This window comes from Rathayibacter oskolensis (assembly GCF_900177245.1).
Classification (GTDB): Bacteria; Actinomycetota; Actinomycetes; order Actinomycetales; family Microbacteriaceae; genus Rathayibacter; species Rathayibacter oskolensis.
The window spans coordinates 1,760,354-1,783,365 of sequence record NZ_FXBM01000001.1; the positions used below are offsets into that span (position 1 = coordinate 1,760,354).

Here is a 23,012-nt window from a genome sequence, read left to right on the forward strand (position 1 = left end):
CCTGATGCGACGATGACGTCGCGTCGGAGCGCCCCCTGGCTCTTCGTCGTCGCCGTCGCCCTCGTCGCGTTCGTCCTCCGCGGGCCGATCGTCGCCGTGGCGCCGGTCATCGACGCCGTCCGCGACGACCTCGCGCTGTCCTCCGGCCAGGCGGGGATCCTCACCAGCATCCCCGTGCTGTGCTTCGCGCTCGCGACTCCGCTCGCCCTCGTGGTGATCCGCCGTGCCGGCCCCGACGCGGCCGTGGTCGTGACGGTCGTCGGAGTCGCGCTCGGCACGATCCTCCGCTCGGCCGGCGATGTCGTCGCCGTGGTCGCGGGGACCGTCGTGATCGGCGTCTTCATCACGATCGGCAACGTCGTCGTCCCCGTCGTCATCCGGCGCGACGTCTCGCCCGACCGCGTCGATCTGACGACCGGCGTCTACACCGCAGCGCTCAACATCGGGTCGACGATCACCTCCCTGGGCACCGCGCCGCTCGCCCTCGCCGTGGGCTGGCGCGGAGCACTGCTGGTGTGGCTGGTGCTGAACGCCCTGGCACTGCTCGGCTGGCTGCTCGCCGTCGGTCCGTCGCGGGCCCTCCGGCCGGCGCCGCGCCCGACGAGAGGCGACCGTCCGGCCGGACCCGCCCCGAGGATCTGGCGGAGCGCCACCGTACTGGCCCTCGCCGTCTGCTTCTCGAGCCAGGCGTTCTCCTACTACGGAGTCACGGCGTGGCTGCCCACGCTCCTCGTCGATCGCAACGGCTTCTCGGTCGAGGCCGCGGGAGCCAGCTCCTCCGTCTTCCAGCTCGCCGCGGTCGTCGGCGCGATCGGCGTCCCGCTCGTGGTCCGACGGCTCCGTCCGCTCGGCAGCATCGTGCTCGTGGGCGCGCTCTGGTGCACCGTGCCCGCCGGTCTGCTGATCGCCCCGCAGCTGTGGGCGCTGTGGTGCATCCTCGGCGGCATCGCCCAGGGCGGCGGATTCACGGTCGTCTTCGTCCTCGTCGTTCGGCTCTCGCAGTCCGACGCGCACGCCTCCCGCCTCTCGGCGACCGTGCAGGGCATCGGCTACGCGGTGGCCGCGACCGCTCCCACCGTGCTCGGAGTCGCCCACGACGCCAGCGGCGGGTGGGACGCCCCGCTCGCGGTCGTCCTCGGCGCGACCTGCTCCTTCCTCCTCTTCGGCGTGCTCGCCGCCGCCCGTCAGGGCCGGCGCGTCTGACGCGTCCCGCCGGACCGAGCGCGCTCCCGACGTCAAGGGCTCGTCCGGCCGAGCGGCCTGGCCGTAGCGTGTCGGCATGGCCGAGAAGAGCACGACCCGTGAGAAGACCGCACCCGAGCCGGACGACTCCCGCAAGCCCGATGAGATCACCGACATCACCAAGCGCTCGTGGCTCTACGTGCTCAAGAAGACCGTGCGCGAGTTCGGCGCCGATCAGTGCACCGACCTCGCTGCGGCGCTGACCTACTACGCGGTGCTCGCCCTCTTCCCCGCCCTCCTGGCCATCGTCTCCGTCCTGGGCCTGTTCGGGCAGGCGCAGGCGACGACAGACACCGTGCTCGAGCTGATCGGCGGTCTCGCCTCCCCGCAGGTCGTCGACCTGCTCCGCGACCCGATCGAGTCGCTCACCAGCTCCCCCGCCGCCGGAGTCGCGTTCGTCACCGGCATCGTCGGCGCGATCTGGTCGGCCTCCGGCTACGTCGGCGCGTTCGGCCGCGCGATGAACCGGATCTACCAGATCGACGAGGGCCGCCCCTTCTGGAAGCTCCGCCCGACGATGCTCGGCGTCACCGTCTCGATCGTGCTCATGATCGTCGTCGCGGCTCTGATCCTCGTGCTCAGCGGCCCGGTCGCGTCGGCCGTCGGCGACGTGGTGGGCCTCGGCCCCGCGGCGCTCACCGTGTGGAACATCGCGAAGTGGCCCGTGCTGCTCGTGATCGCCGTCGTGATCATCGCGGTCCTCTACTACTTCGCGCCCAACATCCGGCAGCCGAAGTTCCGCTGGATCAGCACCGGCTCGATCGTGGCCCTCGCGATCTGGCTGATCGCCTCGGTCGGCTTCGGCTTCTACGTCGCGAACTTCTCGAACTACGACAAGACCTACGGGTCGCTCGGTGCCGTGATCGTGTTCCTCCTGTGGATCTGGATCACGAACATCGCCCTGCTCTTCGGCGCCGAGTTCGACTCCGAGCTCGAGCGCGGCCGGGAGCTGCAGGCCGGCATCGAGGCGGAGGAGACCCTCCAGCTCCCGCCGCGCGACACGGCGGCGAGCGAGAAGAAGCAGGCGGTGCACGAGCAGGACGTCCGCGACGGCACCTGGCTGCGGCTCGCGAACGAGAACCGCTCCCCCGAGGCGACCGCGCAGGACGACGACGAGGCGCGCTCGAGCTGACCGCTCAGGACTCCGCCGCCCACAGCGCCCGGTAGTAGGCCGCGCGCTCCGGGTCGGGGTCGATGCCGTACGCCTCGAGCAGGAGCGGCTCGAAGCCCTCTCCGAAGTTCCAGGCCAGGCTCATCGCCGCGACGGCGAGGTCGGCCCAGCGGTCGCCGACGCCCAGGTCGCCGAGGTCGACCGTCCCGCTCCAGGCGCCGCCCTCGTCGATCAGCGTGTTCGGCGCGCAGGCGTCGCCGTGCACCACGACGGGGTCGGTGACCGCGGGAGGCGGTCCGAGGGCCGCGGGTCGTCGATCGAACCACGAGTCCCCGCGGATCGAGTCGGGCGCCTCCGCCACCGGCAGCGCGTGCAGCGCCCGGAGCCCCGCGGCGATCGCGCGCACGGCGACGACGGGACGCGCGAGCCACTCCTCCGAGACCGCGCTCCGGCCCGGGAGCGCGGCGGTGAGCATCCACTGCCCGCTCCCGTCCTCGCCGGTCCCGAGCACCCGGGGCGCCGGATGCCGGCCCGCGAGCCAGTCGAGCCGCAGGGCCTCGCGTTCCAGATCGACTCCCGCGGAGTCGGGACTCCACTTCAGGTAGCCGTCCGCGACCCGGAAGGTGAGCCCGTCGAGCTGGTTCCGCCAGACGAGCGCCGGAGGGACTCCGCCGTTCAGGCTCACCGCGACCGCGGGGACGGCGACGCCCTCGAGCGAGTACTGCCGCGAGAGGTCGGGTCCGGTCATCGGGCCAGCCTACGACCCGGTCTTGCCTGTGGTCGGACCACAGGGTACGGTGTGGTCAGACCACAGGGAGGTGCGGGAGTGAGCGACGGTGATCGGGCCTGGGAGAGCGTCCTCGCGCATGTCGAGGGCCTCCTCCTCACCGGTGCTCTCGCGCCGGGCGACCGCCTCCCCGGTGAGCGCACCCTCGCCCTCGAGCTCGGAGTCGGCCGCTCCTCCGTCCGCGAGGCCGTGCGCGTCCTCGAGGTGATGGGGCTCGTCCGCACGAGGGCGGGCTCCGGCCCGTCCGCCGGCGCGGTGATCGTCGCCCGGCCCACCGGCGGGATGAGCGCCCTGCTGCGCCTCCAGGTCGCGGCGAGCGGCTTCGCCGTCGAGGACGTCGTGCGCACCCGGCTCGTACTCGAGACGGCGGTCGTCGACGATCTCGCCCGCACCCCGCACCGGCCGCTCGACGAGAGCCGCGAACTGCTCGATGCGATGGACGGGGAGCGTCTCGACCACGACGCGTTCCTCGCCCTCGACCAGCAGTTCCACCTCTCGCTGGCCGAGGCCTCCGGCAACGCGGTCATCGCCGCCATGACCGCGGGCCTGCGCGACGCGGTCGAGAGCTACGTCCTCCGCGCCGCCCGCTCGCTGCCCGACTGGCCGGCGACGCGCGACCGGCTCCGGCGCGAGCACCGCGCCCTGGTCGCCGCCCTCGATGCCGCCGATCCCGATCGGGCGCGCGCGCTCGTCGAGTCCCACATCTCCGGCTACTACGCCGAGACCCACCTCACCGCCCCCACGAAGAAGGACTGACCATGGTCGAGCGTCGAATCCCGAAGGTGCGCGATCTCGCGCCCCTGATGCAGTTCAAGAAGCCCGAGCTGGACCTCAAGAAGGCCCGGCTCGATCGAGCCCTGACGATCCACGACCTGCAGCGCATCGCGCGCCGGCGCACGCCCAAGGCGGCCTTCGACTACACCGAGGGGGCGGCGGAGGCGGAGATCTCGCTCGGTCGCGCCCGCGAGGCCTTCGAGGACATCCAGTTCAATCCGGCGATCCTGCGCGACGTCTCCGAGGTGCGCACCGGCTGGGACGTTCTCGGCGCACCCGTCTCGCTCCCGTTCGGCATCGCGCCGACGGGCTTCACGCGCATGATGCAGACCGAGGGCGAGATCGCCGGCGCGCGCAACGCCGCCAAGTGGGGCATCCCGTTCTCGCTGTCGACGATGGGCACCACCGCGATCGAGGACGTGAAGGCCGCGAACCCCCACGGCCGCAACTGGTTCCAGCTCTACATGTGGAAGGACCGCGACCGCTCGATGGCGCTCGTCGACCGGGCCGCCGCGTCCGGCTTCGACACCCTGCTGGTGACGGTCGACGTGCCGGTCGCCGGCGCGCGCCTGCGCGACAAGCGCAACGGCTTCTCGATCCCGCCGCAGCTGACGCTGGGCACGGTCGTGAACGCGATGCCGCGCCCGTGGTGGTGGATCGACTTCCTCACGACCGAGCCCCTCTCCTTCGCCTCCCTCGACCGCTGGTCGGGCACCGTCGGCGAGCTGCTCGACACGATGTTCGACCCGACGGTGGGCTTCGACGACCTCGCCTGGATCCGCGACCAGTGGCCGGGCAAGGTCGTGGTCAAGGGCATCCAGACGGTCGACGACGCCCGCCGCGTCGCCGAGCTGGGCGTCGACGGCATCGTGCTCTCGAACCACGGCGGCCGCCAGCTCGATCGGGCCCCCATCCCGTTCCACCTGCTCCCCGAGGTGGCGCGCGAGCTCGAGTCCTCCGACACCGAGGTGCACCTGGACACCGGGATCATGTCGGGGGCCGACATCGTCGCCTCCGTCGCCCTCGGCGCCCGCTTCACGCTGGTCGGCCGCGCCTACCTCTACGGTCTGATGGCCGGCGGGGAGGCGGGCGTGAACCGCATGATCGAGATCCTCTCCGATCAGATCACGCGCACCATGCGCCTCCTGGGCGTGACCTCGCTCGAGGAGCTCTCCCCGGCGCACGTCACCCAGCTGCAGCGGCTGGCGCCGCGGGCCGTGTCACCGCAGTTCGCCCGCGCCGACTGAGAGCGCGGAGACGTCAGCGGTCGCGCAGGTAGCGCAGCAGCAGCGTGTCGCCCGAGGCCAGCACGTGCGCGAGGCGCTGCTGCCGGCCCTCGGGCAGCGCTCCGCGCGCGATGCGTCCGGCCGCGCCCGCCTCCAGCGTCGGGCTGAGCGTCAGGCACAGCTCGTCCACGGCGTCGGCGGCGAGCAGCGTGCCGAGCAGCCCGGGGCCGCCCTCGCAGTGCACCCGGGTCAGCCCGCGCTCGGCGAGCGCGTCCCGCATCCGAGAAGCGTCCAGCGCCTCCTCGCCGCAGACGAGCACGTCGGCGACCTCGGCGAGCTCGGCGCGCCGCCGCCGGTCGGACGCACCGGTGGTCACCACGATCGGTCGCACCGGCGCCTCGGTGAACAGCCGCGAACGCGGATCGAGGTCGAGCGAGCCCGACACGACGGCGAACACCGGGTGCGGAGGGAGGCCCGCCGCCGCTCTCGCCGCCGCAGCGTCGTCACCGAGCACCATCGGCCCGTAGCCCTCCGTGCGCACCGTGCCCGCCGCGACGAGCACCACGTCGGCCAGTCGCCGGAGCAGGTCGAAGACGCGCAGATCGGCCTCGCCGCCCAGCGCGCCGGAGACCCCGTCGCGGGTGACCGCGCCGTCGATGCTCGAGACGAAGTTGACCCGCAGCCACCGCTCGGCGGCGCCCTCGGAGTAGAGCGCCAGCAGCGCGTCGTCGTCGAGCGCCGATCGCGGTGCCGGGTGCACGAGGTCGATCACGGTGCTCACGCGTCCGCCTCCACGTTGTGCCGCAGGTAGGCGGGTGCCCGCCAGCCGAGCACCGCCTCTGTCAGCCGCACCGCGTCGACGGCCTGCCGCACGTCGTGCATCCGCACGATCCGCGCGCCGTTCAGGATGCAGATCACCGCGGCGGCGAGAGAGCCCTCGAGCCGCTGCCCCTGCGGCCGGTCGAGCGCCTCGCCGATGAAGTCCTTGTTCGACACCGCCGCCAGCACCGGGTACCCCAGTGCCGCCACCTCGCCGAGCCGGCGGGTCAGCTCGAGGGTGTGCAGCGTGTTCTTGTTCAGGTCGTGCCCCGGATCGACGATGAGGCGCTCGCCGGGCACCCCCGCCGCGCGAGCCCGGTCGACCCTGTCGCGGAGGAAGCCCACGACCGTCGCGACCACGTCGTCGTACTCGGGGCGCGAGGGCCCGCTCCGGGGGGCACCGACGCTGTGGGTGATCACGAGCTGGGCCGACGACCCCGCGACCACGTCGAGCATCTCCGGGTCGTGCAGCCCGCTGGTGTCGTTGACGACGGAGGCGCCCTCGGCGATGCTCGCGCGGGCCACCTCGGCACGCGTCGTGTCGACCGAGATCACCACGTCGCTCCGCTCGTGGATCCCGGCGACCACCGGGACCACCCTGTCGATCTCCTCCTGGAGCGAGACCGCCGGCCCCCGGCCGAACGGCACCCCGCCGATGTCGACCCAGTCGGCGCCGAGCTCGGCGGCGGCGACCGACGCGGCGACCGCGCGGTCGAGTGCGAACGTCGACCCCCTGTCGTAGAAGGAGTCGGGGGTGCGGTTCACGACCGCCATCACGGCGACCTGCCGATCGAAGTCGAACTCGCGTCCGCCGATGCTGCGCGTCATCGTCCAGTCGTCCCTCCGGGCCGTCGGCGCCGATCGGTCGTCGGCGCCGCCCACCCTAGACGAGCCCGATCGGAGGCGACCCGACGGGTTCCGGTGGGTCGAGCGGAGCCGGCGGGCCGCCCTCGAGCAGCACCTGGAAGAGCAGGTGGTCCTGCCACTCCCCCGCGATCCTGAGGTAGCGGCGGGCCGTCCCGATCCGCTCGAACCCGTTGTGCTCGAGCACCGTCTGCGATCCGACGTTGTGGAGGAGGGTGCCCGCCTGCACACGGTGCAGACGCAGCTCCTCCCCGGCGATCCGCAGCGCCTCTCCGACCGATCTCGTCATCAGACCGCGACCCTGCAGCGAGGCGTCGAGCCAGTAGCCGAGGTCGGCGCTGTCGAAGGCGCCGCGCACGATGTTCGAGAGGGTGAGCCGCCCGACGATCTCGCCGCCGCGCTCGAGGACGAGCGGGAGCACCGTGCCGGCGCGGTAGGCGAACAGCACGTCGGCGATCGCGTCGGTCTGACCTCCCGCCTCGAAGAAGCGCGTCGAGCGCAGCGGCTCCCAGGGCGCGAGGTGCCTGCGGTTGCGGCGGTAGGCGCTCGCGAGCGCGGGCCCGTCGCCGCGGGCGACCAGGCGGAGCGTCGTGGAGTCGTCGACGGGGATCGGAACGGGCATCGCACCGACAGTAGCCCGCAGGGCCGCGAGCGACGAGACCCGGTCGGGCTCAGCCCGCGTCCGGCCCGACGAATCGCTCCTCGAGCACCGCGAAGAACGCCGCGCTGAAGCGCTCGAGGTCCTCCGGAGACGGTGCGACGGTGTCCCCTGGCCGGAGCCCGAGGACGGCCTTCGACGGGTCGTAGCGGATCGCGCCGAGGGTGCGCAGGACGCCGTCGTTCAGCAGGAGGGCGTCGACGAGCAGCTCGAGCTCGGTGAGCGGGTTGGTGTCCTTCCCCGAGACGGGCCGCACCCGGTGCACGAAGTACCGGTCCAGCTGCAGGAGGAGGCCGCGCAGAAAGCCCGGGGAGAACGCGTCGAAGGCGGCTCTCGCCCCGCTGTCGCCGATCGCCGACTCCAGCGCTCGGTAGTGGGCGAGCTGCGACGAGATCGCCGCCCGTGCGGCCTCGAGCTCCGAGCGGTCGTAGTCCTTGCGTCCGAGCACGGCGCGTCCCTTCTGCCGGGACGGTCGATCCGGCCGCCCTGCGACCACCGTAGGGGCGCGGTCGCGGTCGGCGCTTCTCCGTTCCTGCTCGCCGTGCAGACGAGTCGGCCGAGGATCCGGGGGTCCGCGGAGAGCCTTCGGGTGCCCGGGAACGACGGAACCCCCGACCGAGGGCCGGGGGTTCCAGGTGGTGGGCGATACTGGGATCGAACCAGTGACCTCTTCCGTGTCAGGGAAGCGCGCTACCGCTGCGCCAATCGCCCGCTGCTCCGTGGGGAGCGCCTCGTTCGGTGAACGATCGAGGTGGATACGGGATTCGAACCCGTGTATACGGCTTTGCAGGCCGCTGCCTCGCCTCTCGGCCAATCCACCGTGTACGGGATTCGGTGTCGGCGGCCCGAGGGCCGACCAGGTAGGAGGACTCCCGAGGGGTCCTCCTGGAAACGCCGGCCGTGAGACCGGTGTTCGAGCGGATGACGAGATTCGAACTCGCGACCCTCACCTTGGCAAGGTGATGCGCTACCGCTGCGCCACATCCGCATGTAGGTCGTGCTTGCACTTCTGTCGAACTGTGTTGTGTGTTTCCTGTGTTGTATCTGTCGTGCCCCGGCGCTTTCGCTCCCCGGCTCGACCTAGAAGACTGTATCCGACCGCCGCACGAGAAACCAAATCGAACGGCCCCCGATGACGACCTCCGTCGCACCGGCCCCGTCTTTCCGTGCGAAACCGGCCGGACACACGCCGTTCACCCGGGCGTGGCGCCCACCGGTCGTCCACGACGCCCCGCCGGATCCGCTACGATCGTCACTCGGGTCGTCCACAAGACGGCCTTCTGGGCGATTGGCGCAGTTGGTAGCGCGCTTCCTTCACACGGAAGAGGTCATCGGTTCGAGTCCGGTATCGCCCACCCGCACCCCCGGCCTCCCGCCGGGGGTTTTCTCGTGCCGCCGGAGGGTCGAACCCGCGATGATGGGCCGCTCCCACGCCGTCTCCGGCGCGCTCGCCTGGGCGGTCGCCACCTCCGTCCCCGCGCTCGCGGGACCGCTGGGCATCGCGGAGCTGCCCCTCGATCTCCACCTGGTCGGCCTCGGCGTCGCGGCCGGGTGGGCGCTCGTTCCCGACGCCGATCACGCGCGGGCGACCGTCTCCCGCTCGGCACCCGGAGCCTCGATCCTCACCGCGACCGCCGGGCGCATCAGCGGCGGGCACCGTCACGGGATGCACTCGCTCCTCGCGGTCGCGATCGTCTGGGCACTGGTCCCCGTCCTGACCGACCTCCGCTTCCCGGTACCCGTGGTCGGCCCCGTCTCCGTCGCGGCGCTCCTCACGCTCCCCGCGCTCGCCTTCGCCGCGAGAGCCGTCCGTGCAGCGCCGTCGTGGCCGGTCGCCTGGGCCGGTGCGGGCGTCGTCACCGTCCTGCTGATCGCCCTCGCCGACGGCACCTGGGCGTGGCTCCGGGTCGCCGCGACACTGGGCTACCTCGTGCACGTCGCCGGCGACGCCCTCACGACCGAGGGGATCAACTGGCTCTGGCCGCTCCGCCTGCGCTCGCCGCGGTGGGTGCGCCGCACGCCGCTGCGCCACCTCTGGACCTCCGGAGGCTACGCGGCGATCCCCGTCCTCGGCTCGGCCGGCTCCTGGCGCGAGACGGTCCTCTACTGGCTGATGTCGGCGGCGACGATCGTGCTCACGGCGTCCGTCGTCGCCGCTGAGCTCGCCTGACGCTCACGGAGACCACCGGCCCGCGAGCGCCGTCAGAACACCTTCCCGGGGTTCATGATCCCGAGCGGGTCGAAGACCGCCTTGATCCCGCGCTGCAGCGCGAGGGAGTCCTCCCCCAGCTCCTCCGCCAGCCAGCGCCGCTTCAGCAGGCCCACCCCGTGCTCGCCGGTCAGGGTCCCGCCGAGCGAGACGGCGGTGCGGAACAGCTCGGCGGCCGCCTCCCAGACCTCCTCGCCCACCGCGGTCGACCCCGCGGGCAGGACGAAGTTGGGGTGCAGGTTGCCGTCGCCCGCGTGCGCGACCGTCGGGATCCGCAGGCCCGTCCGCTCCTCGATGCCGCGGATCGCGGTGAACATCGCGGGAAGCGCCGAGCGCGGCACGCAGACGTCCTCGATCAGCACCTCGCCCTCGGCCTCGAGCGCGGGGTGGAACGCCCGCCGCACCGCCAGCAACGCCTCGCCGGCCACGGGGTCGTCGGTCGCCTCGGCGTCGCCCCCGGAGGCGGTCACGATCTCGATCACGCGCCGCGCCTCCTCCGCCGCTCCCCCGCCGTCGGTCTGCACGAGCAGGTAGGCGCTCCCGCGATCCATAGGGGTTCCGGTCCAGCGCGAGATCGCCGCGAGCGACGCCTCGTCCATCAGCTCCATCACTGCGGGGCGCAGTCGCGCCGCCATGATCGCCGCCGAGGCCGAGGCCGCCGCCACGACGCTCGGGAAGTATGCGCCCAGGGTGACCACCGTGCCGCTGGGGATCGGGCGCAGCTTCACCGTCGCCTCCACGATCACGCCGAGCGTCCCCTCCGAGCCGGTCAGGAGCGCCGTGAGGTCGTACCCGGTCACGCCCTTGACGCTGCGCCCGCCGGTCCGCACGAGCCGGCCGTCGGGCAGCACGACGGCGAGGCCGAGCACCGCCTCCCTGGTGACCCCGTACTTCGCGCAGAGGAGGCCGCCCGCGTTCGTCGCGATGTTGCCGCCGATGCTCGAGATCGCCTTGCTGGCGGGGTCGGGCGAGAAGATCAGGCCGTCGGCCGCCACCGCGTCCGAGAGCGCCTGGTTGAGCACGCCGGGCTCGACCACAGCGAGCTCGTCCTCGAGCGAGATCTCGAGGATGCGGTTCATCGCGGCGGTGGACACGACGATCGCTCCGGAGGTGGCCACGGCCCCTGCGGCGAGTCCCGTCCCCGCCCCGCGGGGAACGACCGGCGCCCGGTGCCTCGTGGCGATCCGCAGGGCCGCCTGCACGTCCTCGACCGAGCGCGCCCGCACCAGCGCGAGTGCCCGCTCCGCGCTCGTCCAGCCCGACTTGTCGGTGTGGACGGCCTCGAACTCCGGGCCCTCCACCACGACGGCGGAGCCGAGCTCCTCGCTCAGCTCGCGCAGGATCTCGGTGCTCGTCATGTCCACTCCGGAGGCTCGCGGTCGCTTCCTCCGATCCTTCCACGGCCGCCGGTGCAGGATGGACCCGTGAGCGGGTGGAGGCGGTGACGGCGGCGACCAGCGCGGGGATCCTCCTGCACCGTCGCGGTCCGGCCGGTGTCGAGGTGTTCCTCGGCCGGATGGGCGGCCCGTTCTGGGTCCGCAGACCGCGCGCGTGGTCGATCCCGAAGGGGCTGCACACGCCCGAGGAGCCGCCGCTCGCCGCCGCCCGCCGCGAGTTCGAGGAAGAGATCGGAGCGCCGCCGCCCGCGGTCGAGTACGCGCTGCTCGGCACCTTCCGTCAGAGCTCGGGCAAGCTCGTCACGGTCTTCACCGGAGCGGGCGACGAGCGGGTCGCCTTCGTCGCCAGCAACACGTTCGAGCTGGAGTGGCCGCGCGGATCGGGCGTCGTCCGCGCCTACCCCGAGATCGAGACCGCGCGCTGGCTGCCGCTCGCGGAGGCGCGGGACCTGATCGTGGCCGGCCAGCTGCCCGCCCTCGACACCCTCGAGCAGGCCCTCGCCGACTGAGGCGGAGACGCCTCCGACGAGCCGGAGGTGCTCCGAACCTCAGCGGTCAGTACAGCTCCCCGTCGACCAGCGCGAGCGGCACCGAGACGTCGTCCGCCGTGTACACCGGCGACGGACCGTTGAGCCGGTTCGCGCGGGAGCGCAGATCGGCCACCAGCGTCTCGTCGACGATCTCGACGGCGGGCGTGTGCTCCTCCGAGACGAGCATCTGGCTCGCGGGCCCGAGCAGCATCCTGACCCGCCGCACCGCCTCGTCGTGCAGCGTCGGAACCTCGACCGTGTCGGCCGTGGACGTCATGGCGAGCATGCGGGCGTACTCGATCACCGCGAACGCGATGTCGTCCCCCGTGACGATGCTCTCCTCCGCATAGTGGATGCGTCTCATGAGCTGCCTCCTCCGCGGTGGGATCCGCTCCCGCCTGCACTCCAGAGTCGCACGCGCTCCATTGCCGACCCGCCCCGATCCCGACATCGGCGGGGGGCTTTACACGGGCGGCGGGGCGTGGATCGAGGGGCTCGTCAGTCGGCGCTCGAGTAGACCCGGAGCCCGAGCGGCACCACGCGCACGCTCGCCCGCTCGAAGCCGTCGCGCTCTCCGTCGAAGACCTCGGTCTCGCCGTCGTGGGCCCACCCGGGGTCCTCGCCGTCGGGCCGGCGGGCCTGCACGGCGATCTCCGGAGTCGAGAACGACTCCACCACGGGGCTGCGCCACCCGGGGACCCGGCCGACCACCGACGTGGCCGTGCGGCCGAGCGCGAGCGAGAACGCTCCGCGCGTGCGCGGGGTCCGGCCGGCATGCAGGATGCGCACGTCGAGGTGTCCGTCGTCGAGGCGGCGCCGGGCGAGCGGCGCGGCCGTCTTCGGGTGCTCGCGGTTCACGCCGACGAAGTACGACCACACCTTCTCCGTCCGCCCGTCGCGGCGCAGCTCGAAGGGGTCCGTCCCGCGCACCACTCGGAACGCGGCGAGCACCGAGGCGAGCGGCTTCCCGATCGACTTCTCGTGCTTCTCGCGCGCCGCCACGAACTCCGGGTAGACGCCGATCGACACCGTGTTGAGGACCGTCACCGGTTCCCGGTCGCCGGCCACCACCTCCGCGATGTCGACGTCGCGCCGCTCGCCCACCGCCGCGGCGTCGAGCGCGTCCTCGAGCGTCACCAGGCCGAGCGCCTTGGCGAAGTGGTTCATGGTCCCGCCGGGAAGCACGAGGAGGGTCATCCCCTCGGCACGGGCCAGCGCCGCGCCGACCGACATCGTGCCGTCACCGCCGTAGATCCCGAGCACCCGGGGCGCCCCGTCGCCGGCCCGGGCCGCCCGCACCACCTCGCCCAGGTCCTCGTCCTCCGTCAGCCGGTGCACGGTCGCGGCGGGGAACCGCTCGCGGATCAGCGGCTCGGGGTCCGGACGGTGCGAGTCGCGACCCGCTCCGGGATTGAGCACGACGAGCAGCTCCGCGCCGTCACCGAGAGGCCTGCGGTCGACGGGAGGCCGGCTCGCCCGCTCCGACACCGGGACGTGCCGGGGCGCCGCCGGGACGACGACCCTGCCCACGACCGCGACGGCCGCGCCGAGCGCCGCACCCCCGACGACGTCCGAGAGCCAGTGCACCCCGACGTGCAGTCTCGAGAAGGCCACGGTCGCCGCGAGCGGCGCGAGGGCGGCACCGGTCCGCGGCGACTCGAGGGCGACTCCCACGACGAAGGCCGCGGCGCTCGCCGCGTGCCCGGAGGGGAAGGACGGTGAGGAGGGGACCCGAGCGAGGCGACGCCCGACCGGCACGTCGACGACCAGCGGCCGGACGCCTCCGAAGACGTTCTTGCCGACGGCGTTCGCAAGCGCGCTGGCGACCGCCAGCGAGGCGGCACCGCGGACGGCCGCCCGCGGGCGCCCGGCGACGACCAGCAGCGCGGCGAGCCCGAACCACAGCACGCCGTGGTCGGCGGCTCGGGAGGCGCCCACGAGCAGCCCGTCGAGTGCAGCGGACGACCGGCGCGCGTTCAGCCGTCGCGCCGCCCGCGCGTCGATGCGGCGCACCGCCCGCGGCATCGCGAGGATGCGCCGGAGCAGGACGGTCGGGTGTCGGGTTCCGCGCAGTGCCATGCCCCCACAGTGCCATGCGACCGCCGCGGAGTGCCCCCGCTGGAGGGGCACTCCACTCGCGGAGGCTGGGCGATCAGGCCTCGCCGAAGCCCGACTCGACCAGGGCGGCCAGTCGGCCGACCGCCTCCTCGGCCTGGCGGCCCGTCGCCGAGATGACGACCTCGTCACCGCGGTTCAGCCCGAGCGACATGACCCCGAGCAGGCTCGTCGCATCCTTGCCGTTCGCATCGATGCGCGCGTCGAACGTCGTGGCGAGCGTGACGAAGTCGGCCGCCGGGCGCGCGTGGAGCCCGTTCGGATTGATGAGCCGCACGCTGCGGCGCGCGGCGTCGACCTGCTCCACCGGGGCGGCCGCGGGCGCCGTGAACGACCCCCTCGCCGACTCCGCCGCCTCGACCACGTCGGCCAGTCCCGCGCCGGTCCCTGCGGCGACCGCGGCCGCGACCGCTCCCTCGACCAGCGGCGCGTCGACGATCCGCACCCGCTCGCGCGCCTCGTCGTCGAGGAACTCCACCGCCGTCTCGGCCGTCATGATCGCCGAGCCGAGATCGCAGAGCACCACGGCGCCGTCCCCGGAGTCGGCCTCGCCGAGTGCCGCCGTGATCCTGTCGAAGCTCGTGCCGATCCCCCCGTCGTCCGTCCCGCCGGCTGCGATCAGCGCGACCGACGGGGCCATCTGCGCGGCGAGCTGGACCAGCCCCTCGGCGATCAGGGTGCTGTGCGAGACGAGCACGAGCCCGACGCTCACGCGGCGGCCTCGGCGGCGGCGCGCAGGAGGAGGACCGTCGAGACGCTCCCAGGATCCCGGTGGCCGATCGCGCGCTCCCCCAGATAGCTCGCCCGCCCCTTCCGCGCGACCAGCGGATCCGTCGACTCGGAGCCCGACTGCGCCGCCGCGACGGCGGCCTCGAGCACCGCGGAGGGGGTCGAGCCGCTGGAGGCGGCCGCCCCGGCCGCGTCGACGGCCGGCGACCACGCGTCGACCATCGTCTTGTCGCCGGTCTCCGCCTTGCCCCGGAGCACGATGCCGTCCCGAGCCGCCGTCAGCAGAGCGACCACGTCGGCGCCCTCGAGCGCCTCCTTGCCCGTCACGGCGCCCGACGCCTTCAGGAAGGCCGTGCCGAACAGCGGCCCCGAGGCTCCGCCGACCGTCGAGATCAGGGTGGTCGCCACGAGCTTGAGCACCTCGGCCGGAGTCGCGGCCGGCGCAGCAGCGTCGAGCTTGGCGAGCACCGCCTGGAACCCGCGGTCCATGTTCTCGCCGTGGTCGCCGTCACCGATCGCCCGGTCGAGGGTGATCAGCTCCACGCGGTGCTCCGCGATCGAGGCCGCCGCCCGGCGCATCCAGTCCGTCGCCCACGCCCCGTCGAGCGCTCGAGCTCCCTGTCCGTCCTGCATCCTGGTTCCTCCTCCTGCCGGCGCGTGCGCGTCGGCGTCCTCTCCTCGGGTACCGGCGTCGATGCCGCTCATCGTCCCCAGCGCAGCGCAGCCGTCTGCACGGGCGCGTCCCAGAGCTCGGTGAGGCCGTCGTCGAGCTTCAGCACCGTGAGCGAGAACCCCTGCATCTCGAGCGAGGTGACGTAGTTGCCGACGAGGCTGCGGACCACCCGGATCCCCCTCTCGGCGAGGACCTCGGCAGCCCGGCGGTAGGCGATGTACAGCTCGATCTGCGGAGTCCCGCCCATCCCGTTCACGAACAGCAGCACGTCGTCGCCGGAGGAGAAGGGGAGGTCCTCCAGGATCGGACCGAGGATCCGGTCCACGATCCGGTCGGCGGGCTCGAGGGCGATCTTCTCGCGACCCGGCTCGCCGTGGATGCCGATGCCGATCTCGATCTCGTTCTCGCCGAGCTCGAAGCTCGGCTCGCCCGCGTGCGGGACGATGCAGGGCGTCAGAGCGACGCCCATCGAGCGCACGTTGGCGTTGACCTTCTCGGCGATCCCCGCGACCTCGTCGAGGGAGTCGCCGCGCTCCGCAGCCGCTCCGGCGATCTTCTCGACGAGGACGGTGCCGGCGACCCCGCGACGCCCCGCCGTGTAGAGGGAGTCCTTCACGGCCACGTCGTCGTCGATCACGACGGCGCGGACCTCGACGCCCTCAGCGCCCGCGAGATCGGCGGCCGTCTCGAAGTTGAGGACGTCGCCCGTGTAGTTCTTCACGATGTGCAGCACGCCGGCTCCGCCGTCGACCGCCTGCGTCGCCGCCACGATCGGGTCGGGCGTCGGCGAGGTGAACACCGCGCCGGGCACGGCCGCGTCGAGCATCCCGAACCCGACGAAGCCGGCGTGCAGGGGCTCGTGCCCGCTGCCGCCTCCGCTGACGATGCCGACCTTGCCCGGTCGGGGGGCGTCGGCCCTGACGATGTACAGCGGGTCGGTCTCCACCCGCACCAGATCGGGGTGCGCGAGGCCGAATCCGGCCACCGACTCCGTGACGACGTTCTTCGGGTCGTTGATGAGCTTCTTCATCGAGGTCTCCTCCAGGGTCCGGCCACCACTCGGGCGTCCCGTGTCCTGCGGGCGATCCTGCGGGTGGTGGAGCGCGGTCCGCACCGTCGCGGACAGCGCTCCCACGTTACGCCCTGGGCCCCTCGGCGGGCAGGAGTCGTCGGGCGCCTCGCGGCGCGTCGTGCTCAGTCGACGCGCCGCGTCTCCTGCACCCACTGCTCGAGCTTCGCGGTCGCGGCGCCGGAGTCGACCGCCTCGGCCGCTCGCGCCATCGCGTCACGGAAACGGTCGAGGATCGCGGTCCGGATGAGCGACGGATCCCGGGCGAGATCGAACGCGATGAGCCCGGCCGCCGCGTTGAGCAGGACGATGTCGCGCACCGGCCCCTCCTCGCCCGCCAGCACGGAGCGCACCACACCCGCGTTGTAGGCGGCGTCCCTCCCGCGGAGCTCGTCGATGCCGGCGCGGCGCAGCCCGAGATCGCGCGGGTCGAGGTCGTGCTCGACGACCGACCCGCGCGAGACCTCCCAGATGTGGCTGTGGCCGGTGGTCGTGAGCTCGTCCAGGCCGTCGTCGCCGCGGAACACCACCGCCGTCGCCCCGCGGGTCTGGAACACCCCGACGAAGAGAGGGACGCGGTCCAGCTGCGCGACGCCGACCGCCGACGCCTCCGGGCGCGCCGGGTTGCAGAGCGGGCCGAGGAAGTTGAAGACGGTCGGCACCCCGAGCTCGGCGCGGACCGCCCCGGCGTGCCGGAACCCCGGGTGGAACATCGCCGCGAAGGCGAACGCGATCCCGGTTCGGCGGAACACCTCGGCGACGCGCTCGGCCGACAGCGTGAGGTCGACCCCCAGCGCGGCGAGCACGTCGGAGGATCCCGACGCCGACGAGGCGGCGCGGTTCCCGTGCTTGATCACAGGGGTGCCGGCGGCGGCCGCGATGATCGACGCGGTCGAGGAGATGTTGACCGTGCCGAAGCGGTCGCCCCCCGTGCCCACGATGTCCAGAGCCATCGGATCCACGTCGAGCGGCAGCGCGTGCTCGAGGATCGCGTCGCGGAATCCGACGATCTCGTCGACGGTCTCGCCCTTGGCCCGCAGGGCGACGAGCAGTCCGGCCAGCTGCGCGGGGGTCGCGGCCCCCTGCATCACCTGCTCCATGGCCCAGGTGGCCTCCGAGACGCTCATATCGGAGGACTCGAGGAGCGAGCCGAGAATGCGCGGCCAGGACAGGGTTTCCGACATGGCTCTCAGATTATGCGACTACGACAGCCCCACGGGAAGTGCGAGTTCGCCCCCTTGCCATCGTCCATAATGGACTACGTGACGAGCACCTCTCTCTCCCCCACGGCCACCGCGCCCGTAGTGAACCGACCCAACCCGGTCGCGGTCGGAACGATCGTCTGGCTGGGCAGCGAGGTCATGTTCTTCGCGGGTCTCTTCGCGATCTACTTCACCCTCCGCAGCACGTCCTCCGAGCTGTGGGCGGCCGAGACGGGGATCCTCAACGTCCCCTACGCCACGGTGAACACGATCATCCTGGTCGCCTCCTCCTTCACGTGCCAGTTCGGCGTCTTCGCGGCCGAGCGCCTGCAGTCGCGGGCCACCGGTCTGAGCCCGACCAAGTGGGGCATGGTCGAGTGGTTCTTCCTCACCTACGCCCTCGGTGCGATCTTCGTCTCCGGTCAGGTCTTCGAGTACGCGACCCTCGTCTCCGAGGGCGTGAGCCTCTCGAGCAACGCCTACGGCTCCGCGTTCTACATCACCACCGGATTCCACGCCCTGCACGTCACCGGCGGCCTCATCGCCTTCCTCCTCGTGATCGGCCGCGCGTTCGCGGTCAAGAACTTCGGCCACAAGGAGGCGACCAGCGCGATCGTCGTCTCCTACTACTGGCACTTCGTCGACGTCGTCTGGGTCGCCCTGTTCGTCGTCATCTACTTCCTCAAGTGACCGGCGCGCCGATGAACCACCACTCCCCCGAACCCCGCAGGAAGGTTGCCTCGATGGCCTCCCCGAAGACGAAGAGCCGCGCCAAGAAGGGTCGCCGTCACCCTCTGGCCACGCTGGCCCTGATCGCCATCGGCCTCGGACTGACGGGCGGCACCTACGCGGCCGTCGGAGTCGCCACCTCGGCCTCCGCCGAGACCTCCGCCACGAGCCAGCAGACGATCGACGAGGGCTCGAAGCTCTTCTCGGCCAACTGCGCCACCTGCCACGGCCTCGACGCCGCGGGCACCGACAACGCTCCGTCCCTCATCGGGGTCGGAGCCGCGTCGGTCGACTTCCAGGTCGGCACCGGCCGCATGCCGATGCAGATGCAGGGCCCGCAGGCCCTCGAGAAGCCGGTGCAGTTCACCGACGAGCAGGTCGCCGAGCTGGCCGCCTACGTCGCGTCCCTCGCTCCCGGCCCCGCCATCCCCGAGGGCGAGGTCCTCGACGCCGAGGGCGACACGGCCAACGGCGCCGAGCTGTTCCGCATCAACTGCGCCATGTGCCACAACGTCGCGGGAGCCGGCGGTGCCCTCACCGAGGGCAAGTTCGCCCCGTCCCTCGACGGCGTCAGCGAGAAGCACATCTACGAGGCGATGGTCACCGGCCCGCAGAACATGCCGGTCTTCAACGACCTCAACATCTCGCCCGAGGACAAGCGCGACGTCATCTCGTACCTCAAGTACATCGAGGCCAACCCGTCTCCCGGCGGATTCGCGCTCGGCTCCCTCGGGCCGGTCGCGGAGGGCCTCTTCCTCTGGATCTTCGGTCTCGGCGCCATCGTGGCGCTGACGGTGTGGATCACCGCCCGATCGAACTAGCGAACACCGGCGCCCCGACGGGCGCGACAATCCCCCGGCGCCGAGCGGTGCCGATCAGGCGCGAAAAGGAGAACCATGGCAGAGCACGATGAGGGTGGCACGGACCTCGCCACCTCGTCGGCGACCGGGCACGGGTCGGCGAAGGCCGGCACCGCGGTCGTGACGCGGGGCCGCGTCCAGGACCCGGGCCTCCCGCCGCACCGTCCGCGGATGACCGACCTCGACCCCAAGGTCGAGAAGCGTGCCGAGCGCACGGTGTACACGCTCTTCTACCTCTCCTTCGCGGGGTCCATCTTCGCGGTCGCCGCGTACATGGCCTTCCCGATCACGGAGGACCCGGAGTCCGTCCGGCTGAACAACCTCTTCATCGGCCTCGGCATGACGCTCGCCCTGATGGGGATCGGCATCGCCGCGGTCCACTGGGGCAAGCAGCTCATGTCCGATCACGAGGGCATCGACATCCGCCACCCCGTCCGCAGCTCCGAGGAGACCCGGGCCCGCGCGCTCGAGATCGCCGACCAGTCGAACAAGGAGTCGGGCTTCGGCCGCCGCTCGCTCGTCCGCAACAGCCTCCTCGCCTCGCTCCTCGTCTTCCCGCTGCCCGCCGTGATCCTCTTCCGGGGCCTCGGCCCGCAGGACGAGAATCCCGTCGAGCTCCTCAAGACCACGCTGTGGCGCGAGGGGACTCGACTCACCCTGGACCCCTCAGGTGCTCCGATCCTCGCGTCGGACGTCACCCTCGGATCCGCCTTCCACGTCATCCCCGAGGGACTCGAGGAGTCCGAGCACGTTCTCGAGGAGAAGGCCAAGGCCGCCGTCCTCGTGATGCGGCTGAAGCCGGAGGATCTCATCATCAGCGAGGGTCGCGAGACCTGGAGCTATGACGGGATCGTCGCCTACTCCAAGATCTGCACGCACGTCGGCTGCCCCGTGGCACTGTACGAGCAGCAGACCCACCACCTGCTGTGCCCGTGCCACCAGTCGCAGTTCGACATCACGCGCGAAGCCGCTGTGATCTTCGGACCCGCGAAGCGCCCGCTTCCGCAGCTGCCCATCACCATCGACGACGAGGGCTACCTGATCGCGCGAAGCGACTTCACGGAGCCCGTCGGTCCGTCCTTCTGGGAGCGATGACACACATGTCCACCACCACACCTTCCCGCCCGGCAGCCTCCCCCGCGGAGCCCGGCGACGGCGTCATCCTCGGAAGCGGCAAGCTGCAGAAGGGGTACGTCGGCGCGGCCACGAACTACATCGACGAGCGCACGAGCATCGCCGCGGTCGTCAAGGAGTTCGGCCGCAAGATCTTCCCCGACCACTGGTCCTTCCTCCTCGGCGAGGTCGCGCTCTACAGCTTCGTCATCATCCTGCTGTCGGGCACGTTCCTCACGTTCTTCTTCCAGGCCTCCATGGTCGAGGTCGACTACGAGGGCAGCTACCTCCCGCTCAAGGGGATCGAGATGTCCGCGGCGATGGCCTCGTCGCTCGACATCTCGTTCGACATCCGCGGCGGACTGCTGATGCGGCAGATCCACCACTGGGCCGCGCTGCTGTTCATCGCCGCCATCGGCCTGCACATGCTGCGCATCTACTTCACCGGCGCGTTCCGCAAGCCGCGCGAGCTGAACTGGGTCATCGGGTTCGTCCTCTTCATCCTCGCGATGGCCGAGGGCTTCACCGGCTACTCCCTCCCCGACGACCTGCTCTCGGGCAACGGCCTCCGCATCATCGACGGCATGGTCAAGGGCATCCCGATCGTCGGCACCTGGATCTCCTTCCTCCTCTTCGGCGGAGAGTTCCCGGGCACCGACATCGTCGGCCGCCTCTACACCCTGCACATCCTGCTGCTCCCGGCGCTCGTGCTGGCGTTCATCGCGTTGCACCTCGTGTTCGTGGTCGTGCACAAGCACACCCAGTTCCCCGGAGCCGGCAAGACCGAGCAGAACGTCGTCGGCTACCCGGTCATGCCGGTCTACGCGGCCAAGGCCGGTGGATTCTTCTTCATCGTCTTCGGTGTCGTGGTCCTCATCGCCTCGCTGTTCACGATCAACCCGATCTGGAACTACGGCCCGTACGACCCCTCCCCCGTCTCCGCGGGCACCCAGCCCGACTGGTACATCGGCTTCGCGGACGGCGCCCTGCGCCTCGTGCCGCCGGGGCTCGAGTGGGCGATCCCGGGTCTCGGGACGATCTCGTTCAACATCCTCATCCCGTTCGCCGTGCTCGGCGGGTTCATCGCCGCCGTCATGTTCTACCCGTTCATCGAGGCGTGGATCACCGGTGACAAGCGCGAGCACCACCTGCTCGACCGCCCGCGCAACGCCGCGACCCGCACGGCCATCGGTGCCGCCGGAGTGTCCTTCTACGCCGTCCTCTGGGCCGCGGCCTCGTCGGACATCATCGCGACGCACTTCCACCTCACGATGGAGGGAGTGATCCATTCGCTCCAGTTCCTGCTGTTCGCGGGCCCGGTGATCGCCTACTTCATCACGAAGCGCATCTGCCTCGCACTGCAGAAGAAGGATCGCGAGATCGCCCTGCACGGCTTCGAATCCGGTCGCATCGTCCGCCTCCCCGGCGGCGAGTTCATCGAGGTGCACCAGCAGCTCGACGAGTACGAGCGCTGGAAGCTGGTCAGCCAGGACGAGTACCAGCCGCTGATGATCCGCCCCGACTCCCGCGGGCGCATCACCGCCCCGCAGCGCGTCAGGGCCGGTCTCTCCCGCTGGTTCTTCGAGGACCGCATCACCCCCGTCACCCAGAAGGAGCTCGAGAGCTCGCACAGCGAGCACTGACACTCCCTCTCGCCGAAGGGCCCGGACGATCCGTCATCCGGGCCCTTCGGCGTTCCCGGCGACGTGACGCCCGCATTGCGCTCGTGGGGCGGGCTCAGCAGCTGCGCGACCGCCTCGTCGATCATCGTCTGCGCCGCGCACCCGGGGCCCCCGAAGGAGCGACGGGCGCTCTCCGCGCGCCACAGGCGCCCTGAACGTCCGATCTCGTCGAAGGCGAGGTGCTGGGCGCCGCACCTCGCATACGGTCGCTGCGGACCGCGCAGGTCACGAGCGACACCTCCGTCGTGCAGACCGCGTCGGCCAGCTCGCGGAGGTCGGATGCCTCGCCCTCTCCCCGCTTCCGCCGGTCAGGCCGAGTAGCCGATCAACCAGCGGACGCCGAACCGGTCGGTCACCTGCCCGTCGTGGTCGCCCCAGGCGCGCTGCTGCAGCGGGTCCACCTCGATCGCTCCCTCCGACAGCCGCGAGAACCACCGCTCGGTCGTCTCCGGGTCGGCCGCCCCGAGCAGGGAGAGCACCGTTCCGCCCGTCCGGATCGGTGCAGACGTGTCCTCGTCCGCGCCGAAGAGCGGGACCGGGCCGTGAAGAGCACCGTGGGCGATCGCCTCCGGCGATCCGTCCTCGCGCCCGAACCCGGCGCGGGTGTGCAGCTCCAGCTCGCCGCCGAAGACGCTGCTGTAGAAACCCAGTGCCTCGCGAGCGGACCCGGGGAGGAACAGGTAGGGAACCGCACCGCGGGGCCGCTCGTGCAGTGACGGCGGGCTCGACGCGGGGCTGTTCTCGATCAGCTGCAGCTGGGTTCCGTCGGGGTCGATCAGGTAGCCCACGCGCTGTCCCCACGATTCCCTCCGCACGGGGTGCAGGCGCGGACGACCGACGGTCCCCTCCTCGACGCCGGCGTCGAGGATCCGCCGGTACAGCTCGTCGACGTCGTCGACCCGGAGGCTGCAGCGGAACGAGCTCGTCTCCGGATCCAGATCGCGGAACAGGAAGAACTCGAGCTCGACTCCGTCTCGGTGCAGGATCAGCCAGCCGTCGTCGCGGTAGCCCGGCACGAACCCGCACGCCGCGTAGAACGCCGCAGTGGCGTCGAGGTCGCGGGACGGCAGATTGGGCGCGGCACGGTCGGTCATGCACCGAGGCTACTCAGGCATGCCGTCACCGTCGCGTGCGGATGCGGCCTCGTACCCGCGGGCAGTCCCGGAGGAGCGCCCCTGGGCAACGAGGAGAGGGCCGGGTGCAGGAGGAGTGGATCCTCTGCA

General features: G+C 71.9%; 23 protein-coding genes, 4 tRNA genes and 1 pseudogene. 11 read left to right on the top strand and 17 right to left on the bottom strand.

Annotation, left to right across the window (positions count from 1 at the left end; all coding sequences use genetic code 11):
• Positions 1–12 precede the first annotated feature (12 nt).
• Positions 13–1,203 carry an MFS transporter gene (locus B9Y99_RS08370; RefSeq protein WP_085476025.1) on the top strand — a complete coding sequence of 397 codons (1,191 nt, stop codon included), beginning with the start codon at positions 13–15 and terminating at the stop codon, positions 1,201–1,203.
• A 76-nt stretch (positions 1,204–1,279) separates the two neighbouring features.
• Entirely contained in the window at positions 1,280–2,374 is a 1,095-nt protein-coding gene (locus B9Y99_RS08375; RefSeq protein ID WP_085476026.1) for a YihY/virulence factor BrkB family protein, read from the top strand.
• A 4-nt stretch (positions 2,375–2,378) separates the two neighbouring features.
• Here B9Y99_RS08375 and B9Y99_RS08380 read toward each other — a convergent pair whose 3' ends face one another.
• Complete coding sequence (locus tag B9Y99_RS08380; RefSeq protein ID WP_085476027.1) at positions 2,379–3,101, bottom strand: aminoglycoside 3'-phosphotransferase; 723 nt, start codon at positions 3,099–3,101, stop codon at positions 2,379–2,381.
• Positions 3,102–3,179: 78 nt separating this feature from the next.
• Here B9Y99_RS08380 and B9Y99_RS08385 point away from each other — a divergent pair, with 78 nt between their 5' ends.
• Positions 3,180–3,896 carry a FadR/GntR family transcriptional regulator gene (locus B9Y99_RS08385; RefSeq protein WP_085476028.1) on the top strand — a complete coding sequence of 239 codons (717 nt, stop codon included), beginning with the start codon at positions 3,180–3,182 and terminating at the stop codon, positions 3,894–3,896.
• A gap of 2 nt (positions 3,897–3,898) precedes the next feature.
• A complete protein-coding gene (locus tag B9Y99_RS08390) occupies positions 3,899–5,161 on the top strand; it encodes an alpha-hydroxy acid oxidase (RefSeq protein ID WP_085476029.1) in 1,263 nt (420 codons plus the stop codon).
• 13 nt (positions 5,162–5,174) lie between these two features.
• On the opposite strand, the gene B9Y99_RS08395 is transcribed toward B9Y99_RS08390, so the two are convergent.
• From B9Y99_RS08395 to B9Y99_RS08425, 7 genes are all read right to left on the bottom strand, one after another.
• A complete protein-coding gene (locus B9Y99_RS08395) occupies positions 5,175–5,921 on the bottom strand; it encodes a pyrimidine reductase family protein (protein WP_244274801.1) in 747 nt (248 codons plus the stop codon).
• The gene (gene folP / locus B9Y99_RS08400; RefSeq protein ID WP_085476314.1) at positions 5,918–6,787 is read right to left on the bottom strand and encodes a dihydropteroate synthase; all 870 of its coding nucleotides are present in this window, start codon (positions 6,785–6,787) and stop codon (positions 5,918–5,920) included. Before folP ends, B9Y99_RS08395 begins: the two co-directional genes overlap by 4 nt.
• Before the next feature lie 55 nt (positions 6,788–6,842).
• Complete coding sequence (locus B9Y99_RS08405; protein WP_085476030.1) at positions 6,843–7,445, bottom strand: GNAT family N-acetyltransferase; 603 nt, start codon at positions 7,443–7,445, stop codon at positions 6,843–6,845.
• A gap of 49 nt (positions 7,446–7,494) precedes the next feature.
• Positions 7,495–7,929: a hypothetical protein gene (locus B9Y99_RS08410; protein WP_085476031.1), complete on the bottom strand. Its 435-nt coding sequence runs from the start codon at positions 7,927–7,929 to the stop codon at positions 7,495–7,497.
• 188 nt (positions 7,930–8,117) lie between these two features.
• Positions 8,118–8,192 (bottom strand) — tRNA-Val (locus tag B9Y99_RS08415).
• Positions 8,193–8,230: 38 nt separating this feature from the next.
• A tRNA-Cys gene (locus B9Y99_RS08420) sits at positions 8,231–8,301 on the bottom strand.
• 96 nt (positions 8,302–8,397) lie between these two features.
• Positions 8,398–8,469: transfer RNA gene (locus B9Y99_RS08425), tRNA-Gly, on the bottom strand.
• Between the two features lie 294 nt (positions 8,470–8,763).
• Here B9Y99_RS08425 and B9Y99_RS08430 point away from each other — a divergent pair.
• Together B9Y99_RS08430 and B9Y99_RS08435 are read left to right on the top strand one after the other, a co-directional pair.
• A tRNA-Val gene (locus tag B9Y99_RS08430) sits at positions 8,764–8,836 on the top strand.
• 59 nt (positions 8,837–8,895) lie between these two features.
• A complete protein-coding gene (locus tag B9Y99_RS08435) occupies positions 8,896–9,651 on the top strand; it encodes a metal-dependent hydrolase (RefSeq protein WP_085476032.1) in 756 nt (251 codons plus the stop codon).
• Positions 9,652–9,683: 32 nt separating this feature from the next.
• Here B9Y99_RS08435 and B9Y99_RS08440 read toward each other — a convergent pair whose 3' ends face one another.
• Positions 9,684–11,048, bottom strand: coding sequence for an FAD-binding oxidoreductase (locus tag B9Y99_RS08440; protein ID WP_085476315.1), 1,365 nt, complete (start codon positions 11,046–11,048; stop codon positions 9,684–9,686).
• An 83-nt stretch (positions 11,049–11,131) separates the two neighbouring features.
• Between B9Y99_RS08440 and B9Y99_RS08445 the strand changes: the two genes are divergently transcribed.
• Positions 11,132–11,596 (top strand): NUDIX hydrolase, encoded by a 465-nt coding sequence (locus tag B9Y99_RS08445; protein WP_244274802.1) that lies wholly within the window; start codon positions 11,132–11,134, stop codon positions 11,594–11,596.
• A 46-nt stretch (positions 11,597–11,642) separates the two neighbouring features.
• Here B9Y99_RS08445 and B9Y99_RS08450 read toward each other — a convergent pair whose 3' ends face one another.
• The 6 genes from B9Y99_RS08450 to trpD all read right to left on the bottom strand — a co-directional run bounded on the left by B9Y99_RS08450 (position 11,643) and on the right by trpD (position 17,387).
• Positions 11,643–11,981 (bottom strand): hypothetical protein, encoded by a 339-nt coding sequence (locus tag B9Y99_RS08450; RefSeq protein WP_085476033.1) that lies wholly within the window; start codon positions 11,979–11,981, stop codon positions 11,643–11,645.
• A gap of 134 nt (positions 11,982–12,115) precedes the next feature.
• Positions 12,116–13,696, bottom strand: coding sequence for a bifunctional phosphatase PAP2/diacylglycerol kinase family protein (locus B9Y99_RS08455; RefSeq protein WP_129587939.1), 1,581 nt, complete (start codon positions 13,694–13,696; stop codon positions 12,116–12,118).
• A 73-nt stretch (positions 13,697–13,769) separates the two neighbouring features.
• Positions 13,770–14,444 (bottom strand): dihydroxyacetone kinase phosphoryl donor subunit DhaM, encoded by a 675-nt coding sequence (dhaM, locus tag B9Y99_RS08460; protein WP_085476034.1) that lies wholly within the window; start codon positions 14,442–14,444, stop codon positions 13,770–13,772.
• Complete coding sequence (gene dhaL, locus B9Y99_RS08465; protein ID WP_085476035.1) at positions 14,441–15,094, bottom strand: dihydroxyacetone kinase subunit DhaL; 654 nt, start codon at positions 15,092–15,094, stop codon at positions 14,441–14,443. Before dhaL ends, dhaM begins: the two co-directional genes overlap by 4 nt.
• A 68-nt stretch (positions 15,095–15,162) precedes the next feature.
• Positions 15,163–16,164 carry a dihydroxyacetone kinase subunit DhaK gene (gene dhaK, locus B9Y99_RS08470; RefSeq protein WP_085476036.1) on the bottom strand — a complete coding sequence of 334 codons (1,002 nt, stop codon included), beginning with the start codon at positions 16,162–16,164 and terminating at the stop codon, positions 15,163–15,165.
• 164 nt (positions 16,165–16,328) lie between these two features.
• Positions 16,329–17,387 (bottom strand): anthranilate phosphoribosyltransferase, encoded by a 1,059-nt coding sequence (trpD, locus tag B9Y99_RS08475; RefSeq protein ID WP_085476037.1) that lies wholly within the window; start codon positions 17,385–17,387, stop codon positions 16,329–16,331.
• Between the two features lie 69 nt (positions 17,388–17,456).
• On the opposite strand from trpD, the gene ctaE reads away from it, so the two are divergent.
• The 4 genes from ctaE to qcrB all read left to right on the top strand — a co-directional run bounded on the left by ctaE (position 17,457) and on the right by qcrB (position 21,750).
• Entirely contained in the window at positions 17,457–18,095 is a 639-nt protein-coding gene (ctaE, locus tag B9Y99_RS08480; RefSeq protein ID WP_085476038.1) for an aa3-type cytochrome oxidase subunit III, read from the top strand.
• 53 nt (positions 18,096–18,148) lie between these two features.
• Positions 18,149–18,955 carry a cytochrome bc1 complex diheme cytochrome c subunit gene (gene qcrC, locus B9Y99_RS08485; protein WP_085476039.1) on the top strand — a complete coding sequence of 269 codons (807 nt, stop codon included), beginning with the start codon at positions 18,149–18,151 and terminating at the stop codon, positions 18,953–18,955.
• Positions 18,956–19,030: 75 nt separating this feature from the next.
• Complete coding sequence (gene qcrA, locus B9Y99_RS08490; RefSeq protein ID WP_085476040.1) at positions 19,031–20,089, top strand: cytochrome bc1 complex Rieske iron-sulfur subunit; 1,059 nt, start codon at positions 19,031–19,033, stop codon at positions 20,087–20,089.
• Between the two features lie 5 nt (positions 20,090–20,094).
• Positions 20,095–21,750: a cytochrome bc1 complex cytochrome b subunit gene (qcrB, locus tag B9Y99_RS08495; protein ID WP_085476041.1), complete on the top strand. Its 1,656-nt coding sequence runs from the start codon at positions 20,095–20,097 to the stop codon at positions 21,748–21,750.
• A gap of 347 nt (positions 21,751–22,097) precedes the next feature.
• On the opposite strand, the gene B9Y99_RS08500 is transcribed toward qcrB, so the two are convergent.
• Both B9Y99_RS08500 and B9Y99_RS08505 read right to left on the bottom strand, forming a co-directional pair.
• On the bottom strand, positions 22,098–22,544 hold the full coding sequence (locus B9Y99_RS08500) for a VOC family protein (protein WP_342097148.1): 447 nt from the start codon (positions 22,542–22,544) through the stop codon (positions 22,098–22,100).
• Positions 22,527–22,883: pseudogene (locus B9Y99_RS08505) on the bottom strand (bleomycin resistance protein); the annotation flags it as partial. The pseudogene B9Y99_RS08505 and the gene B9Y99_RS08500, both read right to left, overlap by 18 nt.
• Positions 22,884–23,012: the final 129 nt, after the last annotated feature.